This window comes from Streptomyces sp. NPDC056222, assembly GCF_042264065.1.
Taxonomy (GTDB): domain Bacteria; phylum Actinomycetota; class Actinomycetes; order Streptomycetales; family Streptomycetaceae; genus Streptomyces.
In genome coordinates this window covers 1-18,071 of the sequence record NZ_JBHJTL010000014.1, presented here as the reverse complement: position 1 = coordinate 18,071, position 18,071 = coordinate 1, and the positions used below count along the sequence as shown (strand labels likewise).

The following is an 18,071-nucleotide window of genomic DNA, read 5'->3' as shown; positions in this document are numbered from 1 at the left end:
TCGGACTCCTGACCCGCGGCGGCTCCCCCGCCGACCTGTGTGCCGTCCGGCCGTCCTTCGAGGGCCGGACGTTTCGCGTCAGGGGCGACGTCACGCCACCGAGGACCGGACCGGCATCGGCTCGGGACGCTTGGCCGTACGGCCTTCCCCGGAGGATCGGCCGCGAAGACGCCGGCCGATCCACGGGCCCAGGAAGCCCGCGACCCACCGCAACTCGTCGAGCGCAGCGCGCGCTCCGGACCGCGGCGGGCCCGGCTGCGGGGGGAGCGGGTGGGTCCATGCCTCGCTGCTGCCGGGCAGGCCCAGGGCGTCGGCGACCGCGGCGGCGATGCGCTCGTGACCCAGCGGGCTGGCATGCAGCCGGTCCGGACTCCACAGACGGGAATCCGTCACGACGGGATGAGGGTAGGTCTCGGCCACCACGACGCCGTGCCGACCGGCGGCTTCCCGGATGTTGGCGTTCAGGGCGGTGACTCGGGACGTGAGTGGCCGTGCGAGCGGGATGATCCGCGCTGTGTCCGGGAACGTCACGGTGGCCACTCTCGCGCCCTGGCCGGTGAGTTCGGCGAACATCGCCTCCAGATGATCCGCCACCTCGTCGGCGTCGAAGCGGGGCCGGAGCAGGTCGTTCATCCCCGCGACCACGGTGGCCACATCCGGACGCAGCGCCAGAGCCGGCCCGAGCTGCTCGGCCCGGACCTGTCCGGCGAGCTTCCCCCGCACGGCCAGGTTGGCGTAGGCCAGCCCGGGGCTGGAGTCGGCGATCAGCTCCGCGAGCCGATCGGCGCAGCCGCGCAGTCCGGTGGCGTCGTCGCCGTCCCCGAGACCTTCGGTCTGACTGTCGCCCAGCGCGACGTAACGCGTATAGGGACCGTTGTGCATGGGCGCTTCGCTCCTCCGTGAGCCTCGTGTCCTGGCCGACACGCCGCAATGAATTCAACACGTCTGTTATTCAACTCGTTGAATATAGCGTGAGGGGTGGCTCGGCACCGGACGGAGTGTCAGTGGCTGGTGCGACGATCGCGAGATGACCGACCGCACTGCATCGATCGCCGCCTACTGGGATGCCGCCGCCGCGGCCTTCGACGCCGAACCGGACCATGGCCTACGGGCCGCACGCACCCGTGCCGCCTGGGCCCGGCACCTGTGTGACTGGGTACCGTCCGGCCCGCTCGACGTCCTCGACATCGGCTGCGGCACGGGATCGCTCGCGTTGCTGCTGGCCGAGGCGGGGCATCGGGTGACCGGCGTCGATCTGGCGCCGAAGATGGTGGAACAGGCGCGCGCGAAGCTCGAGGCCGCCCACCTCCCGGGCCGCTTTCTGGCCGGCGACGCGATGGCGCCGCCGACCGGGGATCGACGCTTCGATGTCGCGTTGTCCCGGCACCTGCTCTGGACGCTCCCCGATCCGGAGGCCGCACTGCGTGACTGGATCGGCCGCCTGCGGCCGGGAGGCCGGCTGGTCCTGGTCGAGGGCCGCTGGAGGGAGGCGGGCCAGAGCGGGATCCCGTACGTGGCAGGAGCCGAATCGCTGCCGTGGCACGGCGGGATCGGTGCCGAGGGCCTGGCGGCGGCCGTCCGCCCCCTCGTCTCCCGACTGCGCGTGGTGCCGCTGGACGGCGAGGGAGACGACGACCTGTGGGGCAAGCGGGTGGACGACGAGCGGTACGCGCTGATCGCCGAGGCCTGAGGCGCCGGCGCCGCACCAGGTTCCGCGCGGCGGAGCATTCACCCCGGTTACCCACTGACTCGCGCCCCCTCGCTCCGTATCCGCCGCAGAGCGAGCAGTCCGCCCACCCCGGGGACGGCGGCGGCCCAACGGGTGCCCGGCGTGGTGGTGTTGCAGACCTGCCAGGTGGCCGCGATGACGACGAGGTAGGCGGTTCCGTGGAGCGGGCCGACGAGGCTCGAGACGGCGGGCGTGTGCGTGGTGAGCAGATTGCCCAGCAGGGCCACGAGGGAGAACGCCTCGACGGCGGCGGCGATGTGCAGAGTACGCATGGTCGTCACGCTCCCGTGGTCGAGCCGGGGCGGACGATCATGAGGACGACAACGATCGCCCAGAGGAGGTTGAAGACCCCCGTGAGCATGGCCAGTCGCGCCGCGAGCGCCTGAGGGGTGCCGTTGTCGACCAGGTCCGATCCGCCCGCGAGCATCCGCTGCTGTCGGGGCAGGATCGCGAACACCAGGAGGGCAGCGGTCGCCGCCGTCAGCACCAGCGACGAGATCAGCCAGGCGTCGGTGAGTACGCCGAGCTGGATGGCGGTCGCGAGCCCGAAGACCGGAACGGCGACACCCGCGACGGCGTAGCCGCGGCAGATCCGGTGCAGGATCGCGGCGACGGACGAGGCGCGAGTTCGCTGGTCGGCGGTATCCACGTTCACGTCCACGTCCACGCCTCCGGGCGCGGCCTCCCGTGCGTACCGCGGGAACATCGACGCGGCCACGGCGATCGGTCCGACCGCCAGAATCGCCGCGAGCACGTGTATGGACAGCAGCAACTTGGTCATGGAAGGCCCCTCCAGCCGTTCTCAATATGTTGGCTGCCAATAGATAGCATGTCTACTGCTCCATTGAGTAGGCTGCCTACCTATGAGGGCGGATGCGGTGCGAGGGCACCTGGACGGACTGCTGCTGGCCGTGCTGGAGCAGGGGCCGCTGCACGGATACGCGATCATCACCGCGGTCCAGCAGCGCAGCGGAGGCGTGCTCGATCTGCGGACGGGCACGATCTATCCGGCGCTCAACCGGCTGGAGCGGATCGGGCTGCTGAGCAGCAGCTGGGACTCGGTCGGCGAACGCCGCCGACGCTGTTACGCGCTCACCGACGCGGGCCGTAGCGCCCTGGCGAGCGAGCGGACCGCCTGGCGCGAGTTCACGGCGGCGATCGGCTCCGTCCTGAACCCCGCCACCTCGCCCCGGCCCGCCACATGAGCGCCGTCGGCCGCCCGGGCGACCTCGTCGAGGAGTACGCCGCCGACCTGGCGGGCACCCTGCACGGCCCGGCACGGGCCAAGGCGCGGCTGATCGAGGAGCTGCGCGACGGGCTCGCCGACACCGCGGAGGCGTACACCCGTGAGGGAACGCCCTACGAGGAAGCCGTCCGGCAGGCGGTACGGGAGTTCGGCACCCCCGACGAGCTCGCGCCGGGGTGTCAGCGCGAACTGACCATCGCCCAGGCCCGGCACACCGCCCGGTCCGTCGTCCTCACCGCCCCGTTCCTCCTCGCCTGCTGGTACACGCTCTTCAGCAGCGGCGCCGGAACCGGTCAGCGCCTCGCGGTCCATCTGGCCGGGGTCGCGGGCGTCGCCGCGCTCCTCGCCGCCGCCATGCTGGCGGCCTCGGGCACCCTCGCCCGCCGGCTCCCCACCCCGCACCGGCTGCCACTCGTTGTCGCGTGGACCGGCACCACCGCGAGCATCGCGATGGCGCTGGCCACGCTGACGCTCGCGGTGGCGGCGATCATGGCCGCGAACTGGCCTCTGATCGCCGTGGCCTGCGCACTCGCGGCGGCGTCGCACGCCCTGACCGCACCCTCCGCCCGGGCGTGTCGCCGATGCGCCCGACTGCCCGCGTAGAAGTCCCTAGCGGCGGCTCTCGGCGGCCACCGCCTCGACGAAACGCTTCAGCCCCTCAGGGTTGGCCCCGAGGAACAGGTGCGGCTCGATGAGCTCCAGCTCCATCACCACGGGCACCCTCGACGAATCGAGCGCCAGGTCCACGCGGGCGATCAACGGCGTCTCGGTCCCGGGGACCGCGGCCAACGCCTCCAGCGCCGTACGGAGTTCCGTCTCGGTGGGCTGATACGGGGCGACGTCGGGATGAGGCGTCCGGGCGTTGTCGATCACGTTGGGCTCGGTCAGCACCTGCCCCTTTCGGATGGCGTGGCTGAAGACCCCGGAGAAGAAGACCAGGGCGCGCTCGCCCTCCGCGACAAGGGGGAGGTACGGCTGGACCATGACGGCCCGCCCCTGCTCCAGCAGCATCCGGGCGTGGCCGGCGGCGTCCGCGTGCCGGCCCGGTTCGTACCGCGCGGTGTCTCGCGCGCCCAACGAGACCGTCGGCTTGACCACGACACCCTCGGGTCCGTCGAAGTACTCGGGGCGCACCTGCTCGCCGGGCTCGATGAATCGCGTGGGGACGACGGAGACGCCCCGCTCGGCCAGCGCCGCGAGATACCGCTTGTCGCTGCTCCAGTGCACGATCTGCGACGCGTTCTTCAACCGGGTCGCACGGCCCGCATCCTCGGCCCATGCCAGGAACTCGTCGAGCCGGTCCGCGTAGTCCCAGGTCGACCGGATGACGGCCAGGTCGTAACCGCCCCAGTCCGCGGAGTCGGCGTCCCAGGCCACCGCCTCCGCGGCGAAGCCGTCGGCGCGCAGCGCCTCCACGATCAGCGGAAGATCCTCGTCGAGGTCCGCGTACGCCTCGCTCGTCACGATCGCGATCCTGGCAGTGCCCACGTGTCTCTCCCGCCGTCCCATGTCAGGTCCGTTCCTATGGAACACCAGTGTCACGGAGATGTGTGCGGCCGGGCAAGATCCCACGGCCCGGCCGGAACCGACCTCGCATCGGGAGCGTGCGCCTCATACAGAGACGCACCGCCGCCTCAGGGCGAGACCCGGACCTGGAGCGGGGCGCGGAACGAGAGCAGGTCGAGGACCGGCGGGGGAGGGGCGTCGGGTGTGAGGCGAAGGGCGGGAAAGCGGCGGGCCGCCGCGCGGAGGGCGACGGCCGCCTCCGTGCGGGCCAAGGACGCGCCCGGGCAGCGGTGACGGCCCACGCCGAACGCCAGATGGTGACGCGAGTTGGCGCGGTACGGGCGCATCTCCTCGGGGGCCTCGAAGACCTCGGGGTCGGAGCCGCTGCCCATGAGCATCAGCAGCAGCTCGGCGCCGGCGGGGAGCGGCACGTCGCCGAGCTCCACGGGTCGCTCGGTGACACGGCGCCAGGTGGTGACGGGGGGCTCACGGCGCAGGACCTCCTCGACCCACGCCCGCGCCAGGCCGTCCTCGTGCGCCGCCCGTGCCCAGACGCCCGGCTCGGCGAGTGCGCCGCGCAGGACGGTGGCGATGAGCTGGCCGGTCGTCGACTGCCCGGCGACGAACACGAAGAAGCACGCCCCGACCGCGGTCTGCACGTCCAGCAGCTCCCCGTCGGGCAGACGGTGCCGGACCAGTGCGCCGACGAAACTGTCCGGCGGGGCCGTCCGGTTGGTCACGACCGTGGTGAGCCACCGGTGGAACTCGGCGACCAGCGCGGCGAGTTCGAGCTGTCGCTCTGCCGTCGGGCGCCCCCAGAACAACTCCAGAGAGGCGTCGCTCCAGCGGACCAGGGTCGCGGTGTCGAGGCCGTCGATGCCGAGCAGCTCCAACATGACCCGGCAGGGCAGGGTGTGGGCGAACGCGCCGAAGAGGTCGCTGCCGCCGGTGGCGTCGATCTCGGTCCGTACGGTGTCGAGCAGTTCCTCGGCGACCCGCTCGATCACCGGCACGGCCGCCGCGACCCGCTGGGCGTTGAAGAACCGGGTGACGACGCGGCGCAGCCCGGCATGGGTCTCGCTGCCGTTGTTGGCGAGCGCGGGGCGGACCCGGAAGCCCGCCCGGGCGAGCACCCGGAGAGCGGGAACAGGCAGCGGTGTGATCGCGTGCTGTGCGTTGTCCGGCCGGAAGACCGCCGGATCCAGCAGCACGCGGCGGATGTCGTCGTACCGGCTGACCAGCCACAGCCCGGTGGCGGGATCGTGATGCACCGGGGCATCGGCCCGTAGGACGTCGAGCCAGGGGTACGGGTCGCGGACGAAGCCCTCACCGAACAGGTCGAGCGTCCCGAGCGTCCCGAGCGCCTCGAATTCCCCGAGCGTCTCGTGCGACGGAAGGGGCGAGTCGCCGGTCGCCCGGTCGTACGGGCAGGGTCCGGCCGGACCCGTGGGGGACGCGGGCCCGGGCCCGCCGAGGGCGGATGTCACGCTCGCGGACGCTAGCACGCGGCAGGGCACGTACCGGCCGGTGTGTGCGGGGGATCACTTCGGAATCCCCGCAGGCCAGAGGAGGTTTCTCGCCATGCGGGAGAGGGCCGCGCCCGGGCACGTGCGGCCCGAGCGCGACCGGCGGCCGGTCCGCTACACCGGTGCCGGGCCGGCGATGCCGTGGGGATCGTCGACCGCGATGACACCGGCGGGGCACAGCTCGGCGGCCTCATGTACGGCCGCCTGCCGATCGACCGGAGGTGTGGCCTCCAGGAGCACGACACGGCCGTCGGACTCGTCCTGGTCGAACACCTCGGGCGCGGTCAGGACACACATCCCGGCGCCCTGGCAGCGTTCGCGGGCGATGCTCAGTTCCATGGCTCTACTTCCCGTCCCAGGTCACGGGGAGGGTGTGCACACCGTAGATGTTCATGTCCGTCCGCAGGGGTACGTCGTCGGCCGGGACGGCCAGGCGCAGCGTCGGGAACCGGGTGAGGAGCGCGGGCAGGGCCACGCGCATCTCGACACGGGCGAGTTGCTGGCCCAGGCACTGGTGGATCCCGTGCCCGAAGCCCAGTTGCCCGGTGGCCTTGCGGTGCAGATCGAGGGTGTCGGGGTCCTCGAACCGCTCCGGGTCGCGGTTGGCCGCCTGGATGGAGAGAGTGACCGACTCGCCGGCCTTGATGACCTGTCCGTCGAGCTCGACGTCCTCCAGCGCGACGCGCACCGTCGTGTGGGCGATGCTCAGATACCGCATCAGCTCCTCGACGGCCTGGTCGGCGAGGTCCGGATCGGCGCGCAGGGCGGCGAGTTGGTCGGGGTGCCGCAGCAGCGCGAAGGTGCCGTGCGCGAGCATGTTCGCCGTGGTGTCGAGGCCCGCACCGAGCAGGAAGCCGCCGAGGCCGGTGAGTTCCTCGTCGGTGAGATCGCTGGTCGTCAGATCGCTCAGCAGGTCGTCGGTGGGTTCCGCCCGCTTGGCGAGCACCAATCCGTACATGTACTCCTGCAGTCCCGTCATCGCGGCCATCCGCTCGTCGGGCGTGGAATCCAGACTCATCAAAGCGGTCACGAAGCCGTGGAAGGTCTCGCGGTCGCCGAAGGGCACACCGAGCAGTTCGCAGATCATGAGCGCCGGGATGGGCTGCGCGAACGCCTGGACCAGGTCGGTGCCGGGGCCCTGGGCCTCCATCGCGTCCAGGTGTTCGGCGGTGATCTCCTCGACGCGCTCGGTGAGTAACCGCATCCGTCGGACGGTGAACTTGCCGGCGAGCAGGCGACGGAAGCGTGTGTGTTCGGGCGCGTCCATACCTGTCATGTCGCCGGGCGGCGCGGGCGGCAGCTCACCCTCGGGGCCGCCGGGGAGCGGGTAGTGCATCAACTCGTACCGCGAGCTGAAGCGGGGGTCTGCGAGGACGGCACGGACGAGGGCGTGGCTGGTGATCAGCCGGCCCTGGTGCCCGTCGGGATAGGCCATGGGGCTGAGCGGCTGCCGTGCGCGCAGCTCGGCGAGGGGCGCGGGCGGATCGAAGGGGCAGCCGGCGGGGCGGTCGTAGGGCAGGGATACGGGCTCGGGCAGATGTGTGGCCGTTTCGTGGCGCATGGCGTTCCCCCAGTCGGAGTGGTGTCCGCCGAGGCGGGCACCACGACTTCAACGGTGTTCAAGGCCTTGTTTGAACACTGTAAAAGAGGAATTGCACGACGTGCAAGTCTCGGCGGATCACGCAGGCCGGACCGTAGATACAGGAGTGGCCGTGGCCCTGCGGTGACGCCTTGATCCTCTCCTCGGCCCGATCGCTGGACCGCGCGTAGATTGGAAGTCGTAGGCGGTCGCGCTCACAGGCCGCCCACGGAGAGCGCGTGATGGCAGCAGGCATTGACTTCACGGTGTTCCTCGACGCCACACCAAGCCCGTACCTGATGTTGGACACGGACCTGGTGATCCGCTACGTCAACACGGCATACCTGCAGACCACCGGCCGGACCAGAGATCAGCTGATCGGGAAGTACTTCTTCGACGCCCTGCCGGAACGTCCCGGTACCCCCGGCGACACACAGAAGAACCTGAAGGCGTCACTGCACCGGGTCCTGGAATCCGGGAAACCTGACACCTTGGTGCTGCAGCGGTACGACATTCCTGCTCTCGACCGGCCAAGCGGGTTCGAGGAGCGATGGTGGTCCGAGATCCACACCCCCATCACCGGTCCCGACGGCAAGGTGAAGTGGATCGTCCAACGGGCCGAGGACGTCACGGCCTTCGCCCATTCACGCCGGGCACGCCAACTCACCGAAGAGTTCACCGAGCGGGAGAAGGGCATGGCCGCCGAGCTGTACGCGAGAGCCGGCGAGCTGCACCGGCTGAACCAGCAACTGCGGGAGGCCCACGCCCGTGAACGGCAGATAGCCGTCACCCTGCAGGAAGCCATGCTCTCCGTCCCCGACCTGGACCGCCACACCGACAACATCGCCGTGCGATACCTGCCGGCGACCACGTCACTGAACGTGTGCGGCGACTGGTACGACGTCGTCGACCTGCCACCCGACCGCTACGCTGCGGCCGTCGGGGACGTTGTCGGCCACGGACTGCAGGCCGCAGCCGTCATGGGCATGCTCCGCAGTGCGCTGAGCGCAGTCATCCGTGCCATTCCAAGTCCCGCCCAGGCCCTGGAAGTCCTTGGTCTGTACGCCCGTTCCCTGGACGGCGCGACGGCCGCAACCGCAGTCAAGGTACTCATCGACACCCGCAGCAGATTGATCATCTACAGCAGCGCCGGGCACCCACCGCCCGTCCTGCTCCACTCCGACGGGACCTGCGAACTGCTGGACCAAGCGACCGATCCGCCGCTCGGCGCCCGCCCCCACCACGTCCCCCGCCCCCAAGCGGGCCTTTCCTACACCCGTGGGGACACCCTCGTGATGTACACCGACGGCCTCATCGAGCGCCGCTACGAGGACATCGATGTCGGCCTGGCACGCTTGACCACGGCCCTGGCCCAGGACAGCACTCTCGCCCCGGACCAGCTGGCCGACTCGCTGTTGGCCCGCCTCGACCTCGCGGGGGGCGCCGCCGACGACATCGCCCTCATCGTCATCCGCCTCTGACTCTGCGCGTCCTCTCGGCCAGGACCTCGTCGAGGTCGTAACGACGACAGGGCGGAATCTCCAGGGCGCCCCACCGCCATAGCACTGGTGCGACGTGAAGGCACGACGAAGGCTTCGCCCGGAAGACGGGTGGTCGATGCGGCAGTCCTGGGTACACATGGGAAGCCGTTGCGCCTCATGGCCCATTGCAACAGAGGAAGGTTTCATGACCTCATCCCCACAGCGCCATTCGGCGGATGTCATCGTTGTCGGCGCGGGACCTGCCGGCGCTACCGCCGCTCACTATCTGGCGCTGGCAGGCCATGACGTCCTGCTGATGGAGAAGGCCGCCTTCCCTCGTGACAAGATCTGTGGAGACGGCCTCACCCCCCGCGCCGTGAAGGAACTCATCGGCCTGGGCCTCGATATCGACGGGGACGGCTGGACCAGAACGCGAGGCCTGCGGGTACACGGCTCCGGCACGACTGTGGAGATGCCCTGGCCCAGTGAAGGGCCCTTCCCTGACTTCGGGCTGGTACGCACCCGGATGGACTTCGACCACCTTCTCGCAAAAAGAGCCGTGGCGAGCGGCGCACTCCTGCTCGAGGGGACCAAGGTCACCGAGCCGCTCCTCGACCCGGCAACCGGCCGTGTCAGCGGCGTGATCGCTCAGCAGGAGGGCACCACCCGCACCTACCGGGCGCCGTTGGTGGTCGCCGCCGACGGTGCGTCGAGCCGCCTGGCCGTCGCACTCGGGATCGAGCCACGCAAGGACCGACCCATGGGTGTGGCCGTGCGCCGCTACTACACGGCGCCGCACTACGACGAGGACGTGTTGGAGGCTTGGCTCGACCTGGAGACACGCGACTCCCGTAACCGAACGTACATGCCGTTCGGTTACGGGTGGGTCTTTCCTGTCGGCAACGGCGCCTTCAACGTGGGCCTGGGCACCTTCCACATCGGAGTCAAACCCAAGGTCGACCACCGACAGCTCTTCAGAGAATGGACCGCGCGCCTTGCCTCCGCCGGGCACTTCGGCGAAGCCCACGCTCTCAGCCCGCTGCGCGGAGCCCCTCTTCCCGCCGGCCTCAACCGGTGTCCGCTCTACACGCGCGGTCTGCTTCTGACCGGCGATGCCGGCGGAATGATCAATCCCCTCAGCGGTGAAGGCATCGACTACGCGATGGAGTCCGGACGCCTGGCAGCCGAGGCGGCCACCCGGGCGTTCGCGCAGCCCACCGCGCATGCGCGCGAGGAAGCTCTGCTCGCATACGCCGAGACCATCCGCGACACCTACGGCCGGTACTTCACCATCGGACGCCTCGTCGTCCACGCCCTTGGCCACCCGGCTGTCATGAAGCTCGTCGCCACCAAGGCCCTTCGCCGCCCCACCCTGCGACGCTTCATGTTCAAACTCTGGGTCAACCTCGCCGACCCGTACAGCAAGGACGCTCTCGATCGCGTCATCACCGCCCTTCAACGCGCCGTCCCCGCAGCCTGACGAACAGATTCGGAACACAAGAAGGAGGTGCGGCCCCGCAACCCGCTACGACTCCGGTCGTACCCGCGCCCCTAGGCGGTGTCCGGCAGCGCCGGCCGGTCCGTGGCGCGGACCAGGCGGAGCAGGAGTACTCCGCCGAGCAGGGCGAGCACTGCCGCGGCGCGGAGCACCAGCTCGATGGCCGAGGCGTCGGAGGCGGCGCGTGACGCCGAACCGCTGAGCGCCTCCAGCACCGTCGAGGCGACGGCGACGGCCAGCGCGCCGAGGAGGACCAGCGACGTCAGGACGAAGCCGGAGGCGGCGGCGAGACGAGTCTCAGGTACGTACGACTGGGTGGCGACGTTCGTCAGAGCCCAGCCGAGGCCCAGCCCGGCGCCGACCACGGCGAAGACCACCAGGTACAGGCCGATCGGCGTCGACCAGGTCAGGGCGAGCAGCGAGGTGCCGCTGAGGAACATGGCGATGGCCATGAGCACTTCGGGCCGCCATCGGTACGCCAGGTGCCCCGAGAAGTAGCTGGCCGTGCCCGCGCCGACCGAGAGCGCGAGGAAGATCAGCCCCGCGGTGAAGGGCGACAGGCCTCGCGCCTGCTGAAGGTAGAGCGCCGAGAAGACGGCGACGAGGCAGTAGACGACGTTGGACAAGGACCCGGCCAGGGTGATGGTGATGAACGGCCCGTTCCGCAGCAGTCCCAGGTCCAGCAACGGTTCCGCGCTGCGCCGCTCGATCCGGGCGAAGAGGACCAGCAGCGCGGCTCCTGCGAGGAGGCAGCCCCACGTAGCCGGAGCGGCCCAGCCCCACCGGGCTCCCTGATCCACGCCGAGCATGATCAGCGTCAGCCCGCCCGCGATCGCGGCCGCCCCGGGCAGGTCGAGCCGCCCCGAGGCGTGGGTGTCGCGGGTCTCCGGGACGTGGCGGAGCATCAACAACACGGCGGCGGCACAGATCGGCACGTTGAGGTAGAACACGGCACGCCAGCTGACGTGCTCGGCGAGCGTCCCGCCGACGAACGGCCCCAGAGCTGTGCCCACGGCGCTGAAGGCGAGCACCGTTCCGACGGCCCGGCCCTGCCGGTCGTCCCTGAAGTAGCCCGTCACGACGGCGACGGCGACCGGGAAGATGAAGGCGGCGGTCACGCCCTGCACCACCCGTCCCGCGACGAGCCACCCCGTGGACGGTGCCAGGCCGCAGAGGACGGAGACGGCGCCGAAGCCGACGAGTCCGCTGACGAGCGTCCGTCGCCGGCCGTGGACGTCGGCGACCCGCCCGCCGGTGATCATGAAGGCGCCCAGGGTGAGCATGTATCCGCTGACCAGCCACTGCAGGTCGGTGGTCGGTTCGTGGAAGTCCCGGGCGATCACGGGAAGCGTGAGGTTGAGCGCGAACCAGTCCATCTGCACGAGCAGCATGGACAGCGCAGCCGCCGCGATCACGGCCCGGTCCCGGCCGGTGAACAGGCCGGAGCCCCGAGCAGCGCGGCTCCCGGAAGGAGCCTTCATCGAGCACCTCGATTCCCGCTCTCCCTCCTCATCGTGGCATCGCCCCACCCCGACGGCGACACGACCCCGCACCGGCCGGACGCGACGCCTGGGTCGACGGCCGCGATCGTCCATCTTCCTGGCCGGAGGACGGCGCGGCACGCCCCCGCCGGTCAGTGCGCCCAAGGACCCCACCAGCTCGGTGGCAACGGGTCGGCCGGCGCGGATGTCGGCTGGTCGGGATGGAGGCCGAGTCGACGCAGGACCTCCCCGCGGACGTTCATCGTGACCGTGCCGTGCCAACGCCCGTCCGCACGGACGCCGCACATGAGGTCGATCTTGATGTCGTCGCCGGCGAAGGGGTCCCAGTCGATACCGCGGTCGCGCAGTCAAACCGCCATGAGCCGCCCCGGCCGTGGGCAACCGGGAACGTTCTCGAAGCTGAACAGGGGTACCCAGTCGGCAGTGTTCATGGCGCCCATCCTGCCGCAGCGGCCCGCGCTTGACCTTCCCATTGATGTGAAGCCATAGCGTCGCGCCGTGAGCGACCCCGTGGGCGTCGCTCACTCCCACCCTTCCCGGATCGCAGGAGCGACACCATGACCACCTTCGTTGTCCAGCGCAACGGTCGGACGGCCACCGCCGAGGAGCTCGCGCCACTGGCCTTCGCGGGCTACGCCCACTTCACCGCCATGCAGGTGCGCGGCGGCCGAGTCCGGGGCCTCGACCTCCATCTGGCGCGGCTGCGGAACGCCTCCGTGGAGCTGTTCGGCCGCGCGCTCCCCGACGACCGCGTGCGTACCTGGCTTCGAACGGCGGCGCGGGCGGCCGGTCCCGCCGATCTCTCGCTGGTGGCCACGGCGTACTCACCGTCCGGCGAGTTCACCGTCGCCGGCGCCGACGAGGAGCCCGAGCTGCTTGTGCGCACCGGTCCGGCCTCGAGCGGCCCCGCCGGCCCGCTGGCGCTGGCGCCGGTCACGTACGAGCGCTACCTCCCGGAGGTGAAGCATGCCGGTGAGGTGGCCAAGACGTACGCGCTCCGCCGCGCCGTCGGTGACGGCTTCGACGACGCAGCGTTCGTCGACCCGCGGGGCCGGATCAGCGAAGGGACGATCTGGAACCTGGCCTTCTGGGACGGCGCCTCGGTGGTGTGGCCTGTCGCCGAGATGCTGGGCGGGACCACGATGGCCGTCGTCGAGCGACAGCTGGACCGCCTCGGCGTCCCCCAGCGCCGCCAGGAGGTCACGGTCGCCGGTCTGCCGGACCTGGCCGGGGCAGTGGTCATGAACTCCTGGACGCCGGGCGTCGCGGTCCACCGCATCGGCGCCGTGCCGCTCCCCGAGGCCCCGTCCTTCGTGGACCTGCTCCATCGCGCCTACGAGGCGGAACCGCTGACCTCGTTGTGATCGCCGCGGCCTCGCGTCCACCACCGCATTTTCCAGTTGAATGATCAACCGCTATGGTTGTCGGTGAAGGCCCGTTGCCGCATCTCCCCCGTATGCGGCAGCGGGCTTTCGTCGTTCATCGACGACGGCGTCGTCCGTCATCCCCGTGGCGCAGTCCGTCGCGCGCGACCCGGCCCGGAGTCATACGCTCGCCGTCACGACGGAAGCGATCAGGGAGTGGCCCGATGTCCCGACAGTTCGAGGCGACGACGGATGTCGGTCGGCCCATCGACGAAGTCTTCGCTTTCCTCGCCGACGGGCGCAACGACCCGAAGTTCAGCCCCCGGGTGCAGCGGATCGAGCGAGTGCCGGACGCCCCGACCGGAGTGGGAACGGTGTTCCGGAGCACGGTGAAGGACGCCGGCATGAAGACGGCGCGCGAGTTCCGCATCACCGAGTTCGAGGCACCGCGAAGGATGCGCTGGGCCGAGGTGTCCAAGAACATCGTGAAGGCGTCCCAAGGGGGCTACGACCTCGAACCCCTGCCGGACGGCGGAACCAGGGTCCGGATCTTCAACGTGCTGGAGGGCCACGGCCTCGGCAAGCTCCTCGTCGGCTTCGCGCTCGCCGCCGCTCGCAAGGACGCCGACGCCTTCGGGCGACGCATCAAGGCGGCCGTCGAAGCGTCGTAGCAGGGACCGGATGACGGCGGGCGTGATGGCGGGCGTGACGGCCGGATGGCGCCGGCACCGGCGAGCGGATCTCTCTGGAGGCGCACCCCGGTGTCGCCGCCTCCCGGTCACGGAGTGACGGGGACGTTCGTCAGGCCCGACCTGGCGTTGGTGACGGTGTTGCCGACGTACACGACGTTCGGATCGGCGGAGCACTCCGAGACGGTCCGAAACGAGAGAACCGCTCGGTGGGGCGCTCACGCCGGCGACGCGGCTGACCTCCTCGCCGGCAGGAGCTGTCGAGGACGGCCGAGGGTCTCCGGCAGGCCGATGCCGCCGCCGACGTGCTCCGCCGTACCGTATGCCTGCGGACGACCGCCGCCGCAGCGCCGTCCACCACCGGCCGGAAGGCTGCGCGCCCCGCCCCACCCCGTACGACAGCCAGGAGCCCCGCACCGTGACCGCCCGCATCCCGCGCCCCGTCCGCAACGCGCTGTCCGCCCTGACCCTGGTCGGCGTCCTCGCGGCGACGGTGGTCGGATGCACGTCCTCCGACGATCCTCAGGGCGCCGACGACTCCGCCCCCTCGTCCCGGGCACCCTCGGGGAAGATGGTGCCGCCCGAGCCCCACGTCGGTTTCGACTACCAGATCGGCGGACCGTACACACCTCCGCCCGGTGTGCGTGCGGTCTCCCGCGACCGTACGGTGAAGCCCGCGGCCGGGCTGTACAACATCTGCTACGTCAACGCCTTCCAGGCCCAGCCGGACGCCACCGGTTGGTGGCAGGCCAACCACCCCGACCTCCTCCTCCGTAACGCCAACGGTGATCCGGTCATGGACAAGGACTGGGGCGAGGCGCTTCTGGACGTCTCCACGCCGGCCAAGCGCGAGCGGCTCGCCGCGATCGTCGGAGAGTGGATCGACGGGTGCGCCACCGACGGCTACCAGGCGGTCGAGGCGGACAACCTCGACTCGTACGAACGGTCCGACGGCCGACTCACGCCCGAACACGACCTCGCCTTCGCGCGCCTTCTTGTCGACCGTGCCCACGCGGCCGGACTCGCGATCGGCCAGAAGAACGCCCCGGACCTGGCGAAGAGGGGACGAAGCCTCGGCTTCGACTTCGCGGTCGCCGAGGAGTGCGGCCAGTACGAGGAGTGCGGCCCGTACGCGACCGCCTTCGACAACCGTGTATTCGTCATCGAGTACGAGACGGCGGGCCTCCACGCGGCCTGCGCGACCTGGGGCGACACGCTCTCGATCGTGCTGCGGGACCCGGACGTACGGCCTGACGGAAAGCCGGGACACGTGCGCCGCACGTGCTGATTCGAGGGTGGCTTCCTGTCCTCCATGCGGGAATGTCCGGGAGGTGGCAGGGCGTTGAGGGTGGGCGTCGAGGGCTGAATCGGGCGTGGAACGGGGTGCGGGATGGGGCGGGTCGGTTGCTGATCGGGGAGTTGTCCCGGCGTACGGGAGTCAGCGCGCGGCTGTTGCGGTACTACGGGGAGCAGGGGCTCCTGGAGGCCCGCCGTGGACCGAACGGCTACCGCGAGTACGACGACGACTCCGTGGTCACCGTGCGGCAGGTGCGGGCGCTGCTGGAGGCGGGTCTGTCCACGGACGTGATCCGCGCGGTGCTGCCGTGCGCCCGTGGCGAACTTCCGGAGTTCGACTGGTGCGTGGACGTGCGGGCCATCCTGGACCGGGAACTGGCGGCGACGAACGAGCGTATCGGCGACCTCCGGCGCAGCCGTGACGCCCTCGCCGACGTCCTGGCCAGGCCCTGATCCATGGGGACGGGTCAGAGACCGGGCCCCGTGTCCGGAGTCGTGGTCTGTGTCCGGTAGCGCCCGGGCGTCGTGCCGAACTCGCGGCTGAAGGCGTGGGAGAGGGCGTACGGGCTCGCGTAGCCGACGCGGTGCGCGATGACGGTCAAGGGCTCCTGGGTGTCGCGGAGCATCGTGGCGGCCAGGGTCAGTCGCCACCAGGTGAGATAGGCCATCGGCGGGCGTCCCACGAGGGCGGTGAACCGGCGGGCCAGGGTGGGCCGGGAGACGCCGGCCTCGACGGCGAGGCGATCGTTCGTCCACGGCGCGGCCGGGTCCGCGTGCAGCGCCCGTACGGCGGCTGCGGTGACCGGGTCGCCGAGTACGGCCGACCAGGCGCCGGTGGAGTCCTGGGTCACCCATGAACGGATCATGTAGACGAGCAGAAGGTCGACGAGGCTCGGGACGGCGACGCCGGAGCCGGGCCGCTGCGCGCTCAACTCGCTGCCGAGCAGGTCGATCGCGGCACGTAGCTCGGGATTGCCGCCGACGCGGTTCGGCAGGTGGACGAGGTGGGGCAGTTCCGCCATCAGGGGATGCGCGCGGCTGCGATCGAGGCGGTACTTGCCGCACAGCATCTCCACCCCGCCGCGCGAACCAAGGTCCGGGGCCGGCGACGGACGGTGGGGCATACCGGCATCGGCCCAGTGCTCGAAGGGCACGGCACGTGCCACGGTCGCCGCGTCGGCGGGGGAGTCGGCGATCACATGTCCCGTGCCATGCGGCAGCAGGACCGCGTCCCCCACGCCGAGTCGGACGGGCGAGCCGCCGTCGGGCAGCAGCCAGCAGGCACCTTCCAGGACCACATGGAAGCCCGCTCCGTCGTACGGGGCGAGCCGTGTGCACCACGTGCCGCTCGCCCGTACCCGGTCGGACGAGGGCTGCCCGATGCGTACGGTCGCGATCGCGTCGCTTACCACATCCACCGATGCAGAGTACCGCCCGATTCAACGGTGATCCGATCGCGTATTCGGCCGAGCAGCACGAGCATTGAGAGGCTCATCGACCCTTCCTAGGCTCGGAGCATGAAGAGTGAGAGCCCTCAGAGCATGGTGCTGGGAGACGTCGAGGTCATCCGGGTCGTCGAGTGGCAGGGCGCGTTCGCGCCTGCCCGTGGCCTGGTCCCGGAGTCGGGAGCGGACGTGTGGAAGGCGAACGAGGACTGGCTGGCGCCGGACCACTGGGAGCCGGAGAGCGACCGGGCGGTGATGGCGCTGCAGACCTGGGTGCTGCGCAGCGGCGGACGGACCGTGCTCGTCGACACCGGCGTGGGCAATGGGCGCGAGCGCCCCGGCCAGCCGCAGTTCCATCAATGGCAGGGCGACTTCCTCGGCGGCCTGGCGCGGGCCGGCGTCCACCCGGAGGACGTGGACGTCGTGGTCAACACCCACATCCACGCCGATCACGTCGGCTGGAACACGATCGGTGTCGACGGGGAGTGGATTCCGACGTTCCCCAACGCCCAGTACCTCATTCCGGCCGCGGACGACGCCCACTTCGGCCCGGAGAACGCGCACGGGAAGGGACGGCACGAGGACGACCGGCTCGTCTACGAGGACAGTGTCGCGCCCGTGCACCGGTCGGGGCAGTCCGTGGTCTGGGACGGAGCCCACCGCATCGACGCCCACCTCACCCTGGAACAGGCACCGGGCCACACACCGGGTTCCAGCGTCCTGCGCCTGGCGTCCGGGACGGACAGGGCCGTCTTCGTCGGCGACCTGCTGCACAGCCCCGTCCAGGTCCTCGCCCCCTCGTGCAACAGCTGCTTCTGCCTGGACCCCGGAGGAGCGGTGGCCAGCCGACGCCGCATCCTCGAACGAGCCGCCGCCGAACGGGAACTGGTCGTGCCCGCGCACTTCGGCGGCGGGGGCGTGGTGGCAGTCCGCCGGGAGGGTGACGGCTTCGCCCTCCAGCAGCCGGAGTGGTGAACGGCCGTTCGTCCTGCCCCGCTGAACCCGTGCGGCCGTGTCCAGGCCGCTCGAACCCGCCCTGACCCGCCGAGAGCCGGGGCCCGCACAGCACGCGAAGGGGGCACGGAGAGAAGTGCGTCCGTACCCCCTTCGCATATGACTGCTAGAGCACCTTGGAGAGGAATGCCTTGGTGCGGTCGTGTTGGGGGTTGCCGAGGACGTCGCGGGGGTGGCCGGATTCGACGACGACGCC

The 18,071-nt window shown here is 70.8% G+C and carries 19 protein-coding genes and 1 pseudogene; 10 read left to right on the top strand and 10 right to left on the bottom strand.

Going from position 1 to position 18,071, the window contains the following annotated elements:
* Window positions 1–90: 90 nt before the first annotated feature.
* Window positions 91–882, bottom strand: a complete 792-nt coding sequence (locus tag ACFC0D_RS09700) for an SGNH/GDSL hydrolase family protein (protein WP_376432964.1) — start codon at window positions 880–882, stop codon at window positions 91–93.
* Between the two features lie 145 nt (window positions 883–1,027).
* Here ACFC0D_RS09700 and ACFC0D_RS09695 point away from each other — a divergent pair, with 145 nt between their 5' ends.
* Window positions 1,028–1,690, top strand: a complete 663-nt coding sequence (locus tag ACFC0D_RS09695) for a class I SAM-dependent methyltransferase (protein WP_376432962.1) — start codon at window positions 1,028–1,030, stop codon at window positions 1,688–1,690.
* Between the two features lie 47 nt (window positions 1,691–1,737).
* Here ACFC0D_RS09695 and ACFC0D_RS09690 read toward each other — a convergent pair whose 3' ends face one another.
* On the bottom strand, window positions 1,738–2,001 hold the full coding sequence (locus tag ACFC0D_RS09690; protein ID WP_376432960.1) for a hypothetical protein: 264 nt from the start codon (window positions 1,999–2,001) through the stop codon (window positions 1,738–1,740).
* Window positions 2,002–2,006: 5 nt separating this feature from the next.
* Window positions 2,007–2,510, bottom strand: a complete 504-nt coding sequence (locus tag ACFC0D_RS09685) for a hypothetical protein (protein ID WP_376432958.1) — start codon at window positions 2,508–2,510, stop codon at window positions 2,007–2,009.
* A gap of 82 nt (window positions 2,511–2,592) precedes the next feature.
* Between ACFC0D_RS09685 and ACFC0D_RS09680 the strand changes: the two genes are divergently transcribed.
* Together ACFC0D_RS09680 and ACFC0D_RS09675 are read left to right on the top strand one after the other, a co-directional pair.
* Window positions 2,593–2,934: a PadR family transcriptional regulator gene (locus ACFC0D_RS09680; protein WP_376432956.1), complete on the top strand. Its 342-nt coding sequence runs from the start codon at window positions 2,593–2,595 to the stop codon at window positions 2,932–2,934.
* Complete coding sequence (locus tag ACFC0D_RS09675) at window positions 2,931–3,578, top strand: permease prefix domain 1-containing protein (protein WP_376432954.1); 648 nt, start codon at window positions 2,931–2,933, stop codon at window positions 3,576–3,578. The genes ACFC0D_RS09680 and ACFC0D_RS09675 overlap by 4 nt, the downstream gene beginning before the upstream one ends.
* 6 nt (window positions 3,579–3,584) lie before the next feature.
* Here ACFC0D_RS09675 and ACFC0D_RS09670 read toward each other — a convergent pair whose 3' ends face one another.
* The 4 genes from ACFC0D_RS09670 to ACFC0D_RS09655 form a co-directional block, all read right to left on the bottom strand.
* Window positions 3,585–4,463 carry a RimK family alpha-L-glutamate ligase gene (locus tag ACFC0D_RS09670; RefSeq protein ID WP_376432952.1) on the bottom strand — a complete coding sequence of 293 codons (879 nt, stop codon included), beginning with the start codon at window positions 4,461–4,463 and terminating at the stop codon, window positions 3,585–3,587.
* Window positions 4,464–4,609: 146 nt separating this feature from the next.
* On the bottom strand, window positions 4,610–5,968 hold the full coding sequence (locus tag ACFC0D_RS09665) for a cytochrome P450 (RefSeq protein WP_376432950.1): 1,359 nt from the start codon (window positions 5,966–5,968) through the stop codon (window positions 4,610–4,612).
* 153 nt (window positions 5,969–6,121) lie between these two features.
* Entirely contained in the window at window positions 6,122–6,346 is a 225-nt protein-coding gene (locus ACFC0D_RS09660; RefSeq protein WP_376432948.1) for a ferredoxin, read from the bottom strand.
* Window positions 6,347–6,350: 4 nt separating this feature from the next.
* Window positions 6,351–7,568: a cytochrome P450 gene (locus ACFC0D_RS09655; protein ID WP_376432946.1), complete on the bottom strand. Its 1,218-nt coding sequence runs from the start codon at window positions 7,566–7,568 to the stop codon at window positions 6,351–6,353.
* Window positions 7,569–7,828: 260 nt separating this feature from the next.
* Between ACFC0D_RS09655 and ACFC0D_RS09650 the strand changes: the two genes are divergently transcribed.
* A complete protein-coding gene (locus ACFC0D_RS09650) occupies window positions 7,829–9,067 on the top strand; it encodes a SpoIIE family protein phosphatase (RefSeq protein ID WP_376432943.1) in 1,239 nt (412 codons plus the stop codon).
* A gap of 205 nt (window positions 9,068–9,272) precedes the next feature.
* Window positions 9,273–10,547 (top strand): geranylgeranyl reductase family protein, encoded by a 1,275-nt coding sequence (locus ACFC0D_RS09645; protein ID WP_376432940.1) that lies wholly within the window; start codon window positions 9,273–9,275, stop codon window positions 10,545–10,547.
* A 71-nt stretch (window positions 10,548–10,618) separates the two neighbouring features.
* On the opposite strand, the gene ACFC0D_RS09640 is transcribed toward ACFC0D_RS09645, so the two are convergent.
* On the bottom strand, window positions 10,619–12,046 hold the full coding sequence (locus tag ACFC0D_RS09640) for an MFS transporter (RefSeq protein WP_376432938.1): 1,428 nt from the start codon (window positions 12,044–12,046) through the stop codon (window positions 10,619–10,621).
* Between the two features lie 578 nt (window positions 12,047–12,624).
* On the opposite strand from ACFC0D_RS09640, the gene ACFC0D_RS09635 reads away from it, so the two are divergent.
* The 4 genes from ACFC0D_RS09635 to ACFC0D_RS09620 all read left to right on the top strand — a co-directional run bounded on the left by ACFC0D_RS09635 (window position 12,625) and on the right by ACFC0D_RS09620 (window position 15,869).
* A complete protein-coding gene (locus tag ACFC0D_RS09635; protein ID WP_376432936.1) occupies window positions 12,625–13,431 on the top strand; it encodes an aminotransferase class IV family protein in 807 nt (268 codons plus the stop codon).
* Between the two features lie 224 nt (window positions 13,432–13,655).
* The gene (locus ACFC0D_RS09630; protein ID WP_376432934.1) at window positions 13,656–14,102 is read left to right on the top strand and encodes an SRPBCC family protein; all 447 of its coding nucleotides are present in this window, start codon (window positions 13,656–13,658) and stop codon (window positions 14,100–14,102) included.
* Window positions 14,103–14,442: 340 nt separating this feature from the next.
* Window positions 14,443–15,408 carry an endo alpha-1,4 polygalactosaminidase gene (locus tag ACFC0D_RS09625; protein ID WP_376432932.1) on the top strand — a complete coding sequence of 322 codons (966 nt, stop codon included), beginning with the start codon at window positions 14,443–14,445 and terminating at the stop codon, window positions 15,406–15,408.
* Window positions 15,409–15,524: 116 nt separating this feature from the next.
* Window positions 15,525–15,869, top strand: a complete 345-nt coding sequence (locus tag ACFC0D_RS09620; protein WP_376432930.1) for a MerR family transcriptional regulator — start codon at window positions 15,525–15,527, stop codon at window positions 15,867–15,869.
* 14 nt (window positions 15,870–15,883) lie between these two features.
* Here the strand turns inward: ACFC0D_RS09620 and ACFC0D_RS09615 are convergent, their stop codons facing one another.
* On the bottom strand, window positions 15,884–16,834 hold the full coding sequence (locus tag ACFC0D_RS09615) for an AraC family transcriptional regulator (protein WP_376432928.1): 951 nt from the start codon (window positions 16,832–16,834) through the stop codon (window positions 15,884–15,886).
* 99 nt (window positions 16,835–16,933) lie between these two features.
* Here ACFC0D_RS09615 and ACFC0D_RS09610 point away from each other — a divergent pair, with 99 nt between their 5' ends.
* Window positions 16,934–17,836 (top strand): MBL fold metallo-hydrolase, encoded by a 903-nt coding sequence (locus ACFC0D_RS09610; RefSeq protein WP_376432926.1) that lies wholly within the window; start codon window positions 16,934–16,936, stop codon window positions 17,834–17,836.
* A 145-nt stretch (window positions 17,837–17,981) separates the two neighbouring features.
* Here ACFC0D_RS09610 and ACFC0D_RS09605 read toward each other — a convergent pair.
* Window positions 17,982–18,071 (bottom strand): annotated as a pseudogene (locus tag ACFC0D_RS09605) (ectoine/hydroxyectoine ABC transporter ATP-binding protein EhuA); the annotation flags it as partial.